The sequence below is a fragment of the Pedobacter sp. AC379 genome (assembly GCF_979258145.1).
The window spans coordinates 4367746-4379164 of sequence record NZ_OZ409839.1 but is presented as its reverse complement, the minus strand read 5'-3'; the positions used below and the strand labels follow the sequence as shown (position 1 = coordinate 4379164).

Genomic DNA, 11419 nt, shown 5'->3' with positions numbered 1-11419 from the left:
GTAATGAAATTTAACATCAAACTTCTCCTACTCATTGCAGTGGTTACGGGAACAACCGTATCCTGCAAGAAATACCTGGATGTAACACCAGATAATGTGGCCACTATCGATTATGCTTTTAGAAACAGAAATGAGGCCGAAAATTACCTTTTTACCTGTTACTCTACCATACAGAACATGGGCCCCTCAAATACCGATGCGGCTTTTACCTCCTCAGGCGAAATTTATTTCCCCAACACTTTAACCGAAGCCACATTGGGTAGCAGAGATGCTGAGCAAGGTTTCCACCTGATTAGAGGGGTGCAAAGTACTGATAATCCATCTTTAAATTACTGGGATGGTGAGCAACTTGGGCAGCCGATTTTTAAAGCCATTAGGAGGTGTAATATATTTCTGGAGAATATTAACCGACCAAAAGACCTGCCTCAATTTGAACGCAACCGCTGGATTGCTGAGGTAAAGTTTTTAAAAGCTTATTATCACTTTTACCTGTTGAGGATGTATGGCCCGGTTCCTTTAATTAAAGAGAATTTGCCTATTGATGCCGGTACTGAAGATGTAAGAATAAAACGTGCACCTGTTGATGAAGCTTTTGCCTATATCGTATCATTATTGGATGAGGCCACACCCGATCTTCCACGCACCATTCAGGATCCTGCAAGGAGTTTAGGCCGCATTACGCAAAATATTGCTTTATCAGTTAAGGCAGAAGTGCTTACCACACAGGCAAGTCCGTTTTTTAACGGCAACCCCGATTATACTGGTTTTAAGGATAATGATGGGATTAACCTGTTTCCGGCTGCTTATAGTGCCGAAAAATGGAACAAAGCCATGCTTGCCTGCCAGGCTGCAGTAAAATCATGCGAAGAAAGCAATCTTTCACTTTACCGTTTTACTTCTCCAGGCAATCTTCCAACTATACCAGCGCCATTAAAAACGGTTATGGATATCAGGCAGAGCATTACCGAAAACTGGGAGAAAAATCCGGAAGTAATTTGGGCCCTTAACACCGAATTCGGACTCCAATCGATGGCTATGCCTAGGCTTACCAATGCCATGGTACAAAATATGGGTGGTGCACCAGGCAATTTTGCCGTACCTATCGGGATGGCAGAACTGTTTTATTCTAAAAATGGAGTGCCGATGGCAGAAGATGCAAGTTACGATTACCGGGGCCGTTATGCTGTTGCTGCGGCACCTGCCGAAAGCAAATATTATTTAAAAAGTGGCTATCAAACCATCAAAATGCACATGGATAGGGAACCCCGTTTTTATGCGGATTTATCTTTTGATGGAAGCTGTTTTTTTGGGAACGGACAAACAGATCCTGAAAATATGCTGTATGTGCAGGCCCGTGGTGGAACTTCATTGGCTGGGCCGAAAGATAATATCAGGGTAAACGTATCAGGCTACTGGCCAAGTAAACTCGTTAATTACCAGTCGGTTTTTGGTACTGAGGTAACCCAGGCAAGCTTTAGGGTGCCATTAATCAGGTTGGCCGCACTTTACCTGCTTTACGCAGAAACACTTAATGAAGTAAATGGCCCTACGGCCGATGTGTATACTTATATCGATAAAGTACGTACACGTGCAGGTTTAAAAGGTGTTAAAGAATCCTGGGCGCAGTATTCGGTTAATCCGGGCAAAGCATCAAGTAAAGATGGTTTGCGTTCAATTATCCAGCAGGAACGGCGCATTGAACTGTGTTTCGAAGGTAGAATTGGGTGGGATTTACGCCGTTGGAAAGTGATGCAGGAGGTATTAAGCAAACCGCTTCAGGGCTGGAATATTCAGGATGCCACACCAGAAGGTTATTACCGCCAGCGCAATCTTGTAATCCCGGTATTTGGTTTAAAAGATTATTTATGGCCGCTTAAGTACAACGACCTGATTGTTAATCCAAACCTGGTTCAAAATCCTTATTGGTAAATTTTAAACATACGATGATGAAAATTAGCTCAAAAATATATAACCGGCTTAGCAGCTTGCAATTTCTTGCACTGTTACTGTTAGCCTTCTCGCTTAATTCCTGTAAGGAAAGTGAAGGTTTTAATGATGTAGTATCAAATGATATGACAAAACCCGGTGCACTTACCGGAGTAAAAGTAGATAACCTGGCCGGTGCCGCAGTAATTTCTTATAAACTACCCAATTCTGAAAACCTGCTTTATGTACAGGCAGAATACCGGATCAATGCGCGAACGGTGAGGCAAAGCAAATCTTCCTACTATAGCGACACAATTAAGGTAGAAGGTTTTGAAAAAAGCGGCGATTATGATGTTACACTTTACGCAGTATCGCGTGCAAATGTGAAAAGTGATCCAATTCAGGTGCGCGTACATCCTGCAACACCATCTTACCTGTCGGTTTACCCAACCGTTCAGCTCCAGGCCGATTTTGGCGGTGTAAATGTAACAGCCAGTAATCCTGCTAAAAAAGCAATTGGTGTTATTGTGATCTCCAACGATAAAACAACGGGAAAAATGCTGCCGATTGAGCAGTTTTATACCGAAGCCGAAAGCATTAATTTTAGTGTAAGGGGATTTGATACCTTAAAACGAGATTTTGGCGTATACGTAACCGATAGGTGGGGAAATATATCCGATACCTTATATAAATCCATCAGCCCAATATTTGAAATTATGGTGCCAAAAGCTCAGTTTAGCGAATATAGGTTACCTTCAGATTCTCCACTTGGGGCAACTGGCCTGGGTTGGAATACAACGAGGCTGTGGGACAATAATACCACCGACCCAGGGTGGCATACTGAAGCTGGTTATGGAAAACCATTACAACTCTGTACTTTCGATATGGGCGTGCTCACCAAGCTTAGCCGCTATAAATTGTGGGAAAGGGGTGAAGCCTATGGAAACGATTACTCCTATAACCATGGTAACCCTAAAGGGTGGACACTCTGGGGATCGGCCAAAACCGCACCGGCAGATATCGATTTACCTGTAACATCAGCAAAAGGTACTGTAGTTGGCGATTGGATTAATCTTGGCAATTTTACCTGTCCGCCTCCGCCATCAGGCAATGCACCAGGGCAAACCACACCTCTTGATCTTGCAGCTGTAAAAGCTGGCTTTGAGTTTAATATCGCTTTGGATATACCGAAAGTGAGGTTTATCAGGCTGGCTGTTAACACTACGTGGGGCAATGCAGATTTTGCACACGTAATGGAATTATCTTTTTGGGGAAACACCAATTAAAAATTAAAGAAGATGACAACTAAACATATAAATGGCATTTTAATGGTTTTTATGGCCATTGCAGTGCTTTGTGGCTGTAGTAAAGATGCGCTCGACTACAGAAAATACCTCGACGGAAAAGAAAGGATCTATCCCGGCTTTGCGGGTAAGGTTGGTGCAGCACCAGGAAATTACAGGGTTAAACTCAATTGGAAAGCAAGTCCTGATCCGAGTGTTACCCATTACAGAATTTTTTGGAACAATTTTGCTGATTCTTTGGAAATGAAAGCACCAGATCGGAACATTACTGATGTATCGGTAATTATTCCTAAACTGGTAGAGTATAACTATTCTTTCACCATTTACTCTTACGATAAAGCGGGCAATAAATCGGTGCCTGTTCAAATCAGTAACATAAAAATTTATGGCGATAGTTACAAAGCCAGTTTAACCAACAGGTTTCTGGTTTCAGCAGATCCTTATCAGCTGGATGATACAGGCATTACGCTTCACTTTGAAAAGCCCGATACCATTAACATTGCAACAGAAATAAAATACACTTACAAAGATGGAACAATCCATAAAATCTCATTAAGTCCGGATGAAAATTCGATCAGGCTGGCCGACTACAAAACCGGAACAAAGATTTATTTTAAATCAGCATATATCCCTGTTAAATCGGCAATTGATACCTTTTATACAGCAGATTATGATTCTTTGAGCAATATCTTAATACCTGTAGATAAATCGCTCTTCCGCCCGCTAAAACTCGCCAATGATGTTGGCACCTATTCGGATGAAACCACATTATCTCAACTGTGGAATGGAAATAAAACACCAACAGATTATCCGGATATTTTCCATAGCGACGATCAAACTCCGCTTCCACATCACTTTACTTTTGATATGGGTAAACCGATAAACAACCTCGCACAGTTCGAAATTATTGGGCGCAACGGCTACAATAACCCCACTAAATTTGAGATCTGGGGAATTGCAAATCTTACAGGAGCAGAAACGCAGTCGCCAGGTAATTCGCCAGGCTGGACCGCAGAATCTAAAGGAAGAGGGTGGACGTTGCTTAAAACTGTAGAACGTTCGGATGATGGATCGGCCCCATTTAAAGTAAGCCTCCCTGATGGTTTGCCTGCAATACGGTATATCCGGATCCGGGTGATTCAGGTAGCCAGTGGAGATGCCTATTACAGCAACATCAGTGAGGTTACTTTCTGGAACAAATAGGTTCGCTCTGGTAAAATGGAAGAATAATGTAAATGATGAATAAGAATAAAACAATAATTTATGTGCTGGTCCCAATTTTATTATTGGGACTGGTTTCAAGGTCTGAATCGCAGATTAAGGATCAATTTAATAAAGCAACAAGTACTCCCGATTCTGTTTGGAAAGAACATTGGTTTGAACACCATGAAGAGCTTAAACTGGTAGCAAGCAATGCTGATGTGGCTGTTTTTTACGATAAAAATATGCCGGTAAACATTAAATGGCCTGTTTCGGTAATGGCCAATTGTTGGGCATACGTTAAACATAATTATGGAAATTTTGGGCCTGATCCGAAACTGTATGTGATTTTGCACCGCGCCATGGGTAAAGATTATGGTGGTGGCCATCCATCACCATTTTTTGATGCCAGTCATGATTATCGTAACGTTATCGATTGTGGTTTGGGGCAATGGGATAATCCAGGCGGAGAGCAGATTGGCATGCCGATACATGAGATGGGTCATATTGTGACCAGTGCCAGTCATGGCACTAAAGGATCGCCTTCTGATGTACTCTGGGGAGATAGTAAGTTTATGGAGATTTTTAATTATGATGTACTTAAAAATATAGGAATGGCTGATGAAGCCAATAGGGTGTTTACACAGATGCAAAGCCAGTACGACGACTTTCCGAGGCCGGGAACGCAGTGGTTTAAAAACTGGTTCTTTCCTATTTATAGCAATTATGGTGAAGGAAAAGTATTGAACAGGTATTTCGAAGTGCTGGCTTTAAATTTCCCTAAAAATAAAAACGGACGTTTTATCAGGGATTTAAATTTTGGGGAGTTTATTCATTTCTGGAGCGGTGCAGCTGGAGTTAACCTACAATTGGTTGCAGAAAAAGCTTTTGGCTGGCCGATTGAATACGATCTTCAGTTTAAACAGGCGCAAAAAGATTTTCCTAAAGTACATTATAAAACTGAAGGCAATACCAGGTAGGAAGGTGCTTTGCTAACAAGAGTACATAAATTGGGGAACTTGTATCGAATACCGGTATAAACAATTTATGGATAAGATACCCGGTGTGGACCGGTCATAATAAGCTTAGGTGAGGTTTATACTCATCAAAAGCTAATTTAAATTTGGTAAAAACATAGGTTGTGGTGGATACCCAACTTATGTTTTATTTTTAACACAATTTTCTATCAAAATCTTTCATCCTGAGCCTGCCGACGGACCTATTTAACTAATTTAAAGGCATATCTACAAACTTAATTGCAAAAATCCCTAAAACGGTCGTCTTTCCCGCGCAGGTGGGAATCTTAATATAACCTGCTAAAGCATTACGATTCCCAATCAAGTTGGGAATGACGCAAGATTTTTAGCGATTTCTCGTCTTGAATTAAGATAAATTGAGATGAGTCGTTATTTGGACTGAAGCGTTATCTGTCACCCTGAGCCTGCCGAAGGACTTTTTTAACTAATTTACAAGGCATTTCGACAAGCTCAATATGACAGTTTTGTTTAAAAAAACTTACGATTTAATAAACGCTAAAAGATCTTTATTAATCGTTTCTGCTTCCGTAGTTGGCATACCGTGAGGGAAACCCGGATAAGAAATCAATTTTCCGTTTGGTAAAAGCTTCGCTGCTCTTGGTGCCTGGTTAAAAGGAACAATCTGATCGTCTTCACCATGTAAAACCAATACCGGAATTTCTACACTTTTTAAATCTTCAGTAAAATCAGATTCTGAAAATGCTTTAATACCTTCATAATGTGCCAATACAGAACCCATCATGCCCTGGCGCCACCAGTTGTGTTTAATGCCTTCCTGAACTGTTTTACCTTCGCGGTTCCAGCCATAAAATGCCACAGGAAAATCGTAGAAATATTGTGCTCTTGTAAAACCGGTACCTTGACGGATTTCATCAAATATCGACATTGGCACGCCTTCCGGATTGTTTTCGTTTTGAATCATTATCGGTGTTACTGCACTAATTAATACCGCTTTTGCAACGCGGCCTTTGCCATGTTTTGCCACATAACGGATAACTTCGCCACCACCGGTTGAGTGACCAATGTGAATGGCATCTTTTAAATCGAGGGCTGCTGTAAGCTCTGCAATATCGGCAACATAAGTGTCCATATCGTTGCCATTTGCACTTTGTCCAGAACGGCCATGTCCACGGCGATCGTGTGCAATGACACGGTATCCCTGTTTAAGGAAAAACATCATTTGTGTATCCCAGTCATCTCCCGATAATGGCCATCCATGATGAAATACGATTGGCTGTCCTGTACCCCAATCTTTGTAATAAATTTCAGTTCCGTCTTTTACTTTAATAGTACTCATAGCTTTTTTATTAGATTAAATTTTAATTATTTAAAGCAGCTTCGATAATCACCGCATTTGGATCACCGCTAAGCCTGGATATTTTACAAATCCATTTATTCAAATTATGGGCCATTGCTTTAAATGTTTGAAATATAGGTATTTACGATTGGGATGTGGATTATTCTATTGGCTTTATTTCGTTAATTTACGGTAATGATTTAGTAAAATGAAATTACCTGCTTTATGTATTTCTACTGAGGTGTTGCATTGTTTAATCTGCTTTCCATTATTTTGTAATAATTAATCTTTTACTCCATTAAAAATTGTGTTGATGGCTTGCTCGTTTAGGTTTAATAGAATAGCTAAACGGCATATTTTTGTGTAAAATCACGATATATCGTCATTAATTTTTGTGTGTTTTAATAAATCCGGCAGTCAAATAACTGATTGTTTGTTGATTATATTTGTGGTTTATTCTTTGAAGAGAAAAAGCCATGCATTACACCCTTTTACAGTTTCTTATTTTGCTTTCTGCTGCTTTCCTGTTGATTATGCTGGCACAAAAGGTGAAAATTTCTTATCCGATCTTTTTGGTAATTGCGGGTCTGGGAATTAGCTATATTCCGGGTATCCCGCCAATGTCTATCGATCCGGAAATGATATTTCTGATTTTTCTTCCTCCGTTGCTTTATGAGGCAGCCTGGTACACCTCATGGAATGATTTCTGGCGTTGGCGCCGGCCAATCAGTTTGCTTGCTTTCGGCCTGGTTATCATCACGTCGGTGGCGGTGGCATTTTTAACTTCATCCATGATTCCGGGTTTTACCCTTGCTATGGGCTTTTTACTTGGCGGTATAGTTTCTCCGCCAGATGCCATTGCAGCGACCTCGGTTTTAAAAAATATAAAAGTTCCAAAGCGAATTACCACTATTTTAGAGGGTGAAAGCCTGGTTAATGATGCATCCAGTTTAATTGTACTCCGTTTTGCACTGGCAGCCGTAATAACTGGGCAGTTTTCTTTTTCAAATGCAGCAGGCGATTTTTTCTTAAGCACTGTGATGGGCATTGTAATTGGTTTGGCTGTAGCACATGTACTGTATCTGATTCATCGTTTTTTACCTACTACACCAAGTATAGATGCCGCAATTACGTTAATTTCTCCTTATTTCATGTATCTGGCTGCCGAGCAGTTTCATTTTTCGGGGGTAATGGCTGTAGTTAGTGGAGGTTTGTTTTTATCATACCGTTCGCACGAGATTTTTGTAGATGGCCAAAGCCGTTTACAGGCCATTAATGTATGGGCAACATTAACGGTGATCCTTAATGCGCTTGTATTTATATTAATCGGGTTAGCGTTACCCATCATTATGGCTGGTTTAGAGGGGTATTCCCTTTGGGAAGCTTCTGCTTATGGTTTGGTTATCAGTGCCCTGGTAATTGTGCTGCGTATTGCGTGGATTTACCCTGTTGCGTTTATTCCAAGGTGGTTATCGGCAAAGGTAAGAAAGAGTGAAGCCCATCCGGGTTGGAAAGGACCGTTAATTATCGGCTGGGCTGGTATGCGGGGTGTAGTTTCTTTGGCTGCGGCACTCTCATTGCCCATTACCACTGCGGCAAACATTAATTTTCCGCATCGAAACTTAATTATCTTCATCACTTTTGTGGTTATTTTGGTAACCCTGGTTTTTCAGGGCCTTACGTTGCCTTATATCATCAAGGCGATTAATATTTATGAAATTGATCCGTTAGTGCCTGATGAACAGCAAGAAGCCAGCATTAAACAACGCTTGTTAAGCGTATCATTAAAAAGGCTGAAAGAAAATTACGCCGTTGAAATTGAAGGCAATGGCTTGGTAAATGGTTTAAAAAATGAGTTGGAAAACAGTTTAAACCACGCAGCCAGGCGGCTAGAATCGATGGAGTGCGAAGCCATTGAAAGTGCAGAGATGGAAATTTACAACCATATTTTAAAAGATATCTATCATATTCAAAGACAGGAACTGCATAAAATACGGAAAGAAAAACAGTTTAGTGATGAAGTAATCAGGAAGCAGGAAATGCAGATTGATTTATCGGATACGAAAATTCCACACCAAAAATTGGGTTAATTTAATTAAAGCTAAGTTTTTGTTTAATTGTTAATTAAAGCAGGAAAATCGAGACTGATTTTAACGCCAGCATCTGAGGTTATACTCACTTCACCGCCCAGCTGACCTCCTAAACCTTTAATCAGTGTAATGCCCAAACTCGAGGCATTTTCATCTTCATGGTAGTTTGCCAAACCAATTCCATTATCTTCTATGCTGAAATGGTAATGGCCGTTGTTTAAATCGGATAATGAAATTAAAACCTTTCCTTCGGCATTATTTGGAAAGGCATATTTAATAATGTTTGTTATGGCCTCATTAATTATCAGCCCCAGTGGCATGGCCTGTATGATATCCAATTCAATTTCCGGCACTTCGAATTCAAATTTTATTCTTTGATTTACATGAAAGGTATCGCATAAAAATTTCATTAAATCCACAATGTAGCTGTGTATGTTGATTGAGGCCACATGATCAGACTGGAAAAGTTTTTGATGGATAAGTGAAATGGATTGAATCCTGTTTTGGCTATCTTTAATTGCTGCCAAAGCCGCGTCGTTTTGCAGGTAGTTGCTTTGTGCGTTCAGTAAACTGGTAATTACCTGTAAGTTATTTTTTATCCGATGGTGAATTTCTTTAATCAACCATTCTTTCTCCAGTAATAATTTGGCTTGCTTATCAATCAGGTGTTGTAACGATTCATTTTTAAATTCAATTTCATGCTGATGCGATACCAGTAAACGGTTAGCTTTCTGCCGGTTCCTAAAGCCGTACAACGTAAGCCCCACAATTACCAAAAGTGCAAAAAGGCCAATAACGGTTACCTTGGTTAACCATTCTGCCCTTTGTAATTGATTGTGCTGCAAAGTACTTTCTTTACGTAAAAGCTCATTGTCTTGCTCTTTTTGGTTGGCTTTGTATTGAATGAGCAACTCCTGCATATCGCGGTTGCTCCTTGCCTTAAGTAACGAATCGTTTATCTGTTTATAACTTTTATAATGCTCAATGGCTGCTTTGAGGTTATTTTGGGCAGAATCGGCCTGGTATAAATTATAATAAATATTTCTGATACTCGATAATGGGCTAACTCCCTTGGGCAATGCCAGTACCTTTTCGTAATAATACTTTGATTTTGCAAAGTTGTTTCGTGAGGCGTAAAATTGGGCAATGGTATAAATGCTTTCGGCTGAATGAAAAAGATTGGATTGCATTTTCGATTCCCAATCAATCATTTGCAGGTAGTATTTTTCGGCAATATCATACCGTTTTAAGCTTTGGTATACATTGCCTTTTACGGTAGCCAGTATTACTTTTGCAAGTGGTGTTTTGCTATCGGCCTCGTAAATTTTAGTGAGCGATAACACTTCACGATAGTGCCCTTCTCTAATTAAGCCATCGGCCAGCATTTTTAAACTGGTAAGCCTGGCTTCGGCACTCTGAAACTGCATGGCCTCAAGCGATTGCTGGTAAGCTTTAACACTTTCTGGTGTATTGCCCAATTCGGCATAAGCACTGCCCAGGTTGTTTAAAAAATAACCTTTAGCTGCATCGCTTCCGGTAAGCTGCATGTACCTGATGGCCAGCAGCGAATTGGATAACGACTCTTTTAATTTACCCTGCAGCCTGTAAACAACCGAAAGCAGATCGTAAGTAAACTGCAGGTTTTTGTAGCGTAAATTTTTATATTGAGCAAGTACGGATAATAAGCCTTTTTCTGCACTTTGTAAATCTCCCATATTTAACTGTACATCTGCAATGGCTTTTTGCATACCTATATATTCCTGTACATTGCCACTCTGTTGGTACAACCTAGCGGCAGCTTGGTAATAAGCTAATTTTTGCTGCGAAAAGGGCAGGTGATCTCCCCATCTGGAACTTGCGGCTGCTGCGGTTTCATCATCGCCCGCTTTTTTACATTTGTCGATTAATGTTGTAAAAGCAATCTGAGCACGTAAATTTTCGCCCCTTTCCCGGTACACGTCACAAATATACAACTCTGCTAAATGCTCAAGTTTAGGTAAGGAGAGGGTTTTTGAGCGTTGTAATGCCTGGTTAAGGAAAAGCATAGCACTGTCCAGGTCACTTTTTTCTTCTTTGGCTTTATAGAGGTAATAAGACCCTGTTTCAATTAAAAACTCAATTTTTGTGTCTTGCCGCTGCGGCTTTAGTTGAGTTAAAATAAAACCAACATCGTTAAGTTTTAACTTTGCTTTTGCCAGGCTTAACTGGCATTGGCCGTATAATTTACCTGTAAGCTGAGCTGAACTTTCTTTTAGTGCAATATTTGCGAAATAGATGGCACTGTCGATATTTTTTTTGCTGAAAATTTTATTATTTGTGTAAAAATTGCTGATGCGGTTGTTGTAAGCAATCCGTTCTTCTGCTGTTTTGCTGTTTTTTAGCAATTGATGAAGTTCTGGTAAAGAATATTTCAGCTCAGTTTGCGCAAAAAGCTTTTGGAGCGGCAAACTAAGTAAAAATAATATCGGAAATATTTTCAGATACTTCAACATAATTCTCTTTTATTCAACATCAATTACCTGAGTGGGTGTCTGAAATTAACAATATATATATTCAGACTTAAAC

Annotated in this window: 7 protein-coding genes; 5 read left to right on the top strand and 2 right to left on the bottom strand. The window is 40.1% G+C overall.

The features are described from left to right. The first annotated feature begins 3 nt into the window (after positions 1 to 3). The 4 genes from ACZZZW_RS19150 to ACZZZW_RS19135 are packed head-to-tail and all read left to right on the top strand — an operon-like array spanning position 4 to position 5410. Entirely contained in the window at positions 4 to 1929 is a 1926-nt protein-coding gene (locus tag ACZZZW_RS19150; protein WP_463495866.1) for a RagB/SusD family nutrient uptake outer membrane protein, read from the top strand. A 14-nt stretch (positions 1930 to 1943) separates the two neighbouring features. Continuing rightward, positions 1944 to 3212 (top strand): DUF5000 domain-containing lipoprotein, encoded by a 1269-nt coding sequence (locus tag ACZZZW_RS19145; protein WP_463495864.1) that lies wholly within the window; start codon positions 1944 to 1946, stop codon positions 3210 to 3212. Positions 3213 to 3224: 12 nt separating this feature from the next. After that, a complete protein-coding gene (locus ACZZZW_RS19140; RefSeq protein ID WP_463495861.1) occupies positions 3225 to 4433 on the top strand; it encodes a DUF4998 domain-containing protein in 1209 nt (402 codons plus the stop codon). A gap of 32 nt (positions 4434 to 4465) precedes the next feature. Further along, on the top strand, positions 4466 to 5410 hold the full coding sequence (locus tag ACZZZW_RS19135) for a hypothetical protein (protein WP_463495859.1): 945 nt from the start codon (positions 4466 to 4468) through the stop codon (positions 5408 to 5410). A gap of 535 nt (positions 5411 to 5945) precedes the next feature. Here the strand turns inward: ACZZZW_RS19135 and ACZZZW_RS19130 are convergent. Continuing rightward, on the bottom strand, positions 5946 to 6764 hold the full coding sequence (locus ACZZZW_RS19130) for an alpha/beta fold hydrolase (protein ID WP_463495857.1): 819 nt from the start codon (positions 6762 to 6764) through the stop codon (positions 5946 to 5948). A gap of 476 nt (positions 6765 to 7240) precedes the next feature. Between ACZZZW_RS19130 and ACZZZW_RS19125 the strand changes: the two genes are divergently transcribed. Continuing rightward, positions 7241 to 8854: a Na+/H+ antiporter gene (locus ACZZZW_RS19125; RefSeq protein WP_055907176.1), complete on the top strand. Its 1614-nt coding sequence runs from the start codon at positions 7241 to 7243 to the stop codon at positions 8852 to 8854. A gap of 23 nt (positions 8855 to 8877) precedes the next feature. On the opposite strand, the gene ACZZZW_RS19120 is transcribed toward ACZZZW_RS19125, so the two are convergent. Further along, positions 8878 to 11346: a tetratricopeptide repeat-containing sensor histidine kinase gene (locus tag ACZZZW_RS19120; RefSeq protein ID WP_463495854.1), complete on the bottom strand. Its 2469-nt coding sequence runs from the start codon at positions 11344 to 11346 to the stop codon at positions 8878 to 8880. Positions 11347 to 11419: the final 73 nt, after the last annotated feature.

Bases quoted from the DNA above. Each gene is read 5' to 3' on its own strand.
- ACZZZW_RS19150 (WP_463495866.1), top strand. From the start codon at position 4: ATGAAATTTAACATCAAACTTCTCCTACTCATTGCAGTGGTTACGGGA.
- ACZZZW_RS19145 (WP_463495864.1), top strand. From the start codon at position 1,944: ATGATGAAAATTAGCTCAAAAATATATAACCGGCTTAGCAGCTTGCAA.
- ACZZZW_RS19140 (WP_463495861.1), top strand. From the start codon at position 3,225: ATGACAACTAAACATATAAATGGCATTTTAATGGTTTTTATGGCCATT.
- ACZZZW_RS19135 (WP_463495859.1), top strand. From the start codon at position 4,466: ATGATGAATAAGAATAAAACAATAATTTATGTGCTGGTCCCAATTTTA.
- ACZZZW_RS19130 (WP_463495857.1), bottom strand. From the start codon at position 6,764: ATGAGTACTATTAAAGTAAAAGACGGAACTGAAATTTATTACAAAGAT.
- ACZZZW_RS19125 (WP_055907176.1), top strand. From the start codon at position 7,241: ATGCATTACACCCTTTTACAGTTTCTTATTTTGCTTTCTGCTGCTTTC.
- ACZZZW_RS19120 (WP_463495854.1), bottom strand. From the start codon at position 11,346: ATGTTGAAGTATCTGAAAATATTTCCGATATTATTTTTACTTAGTTTG.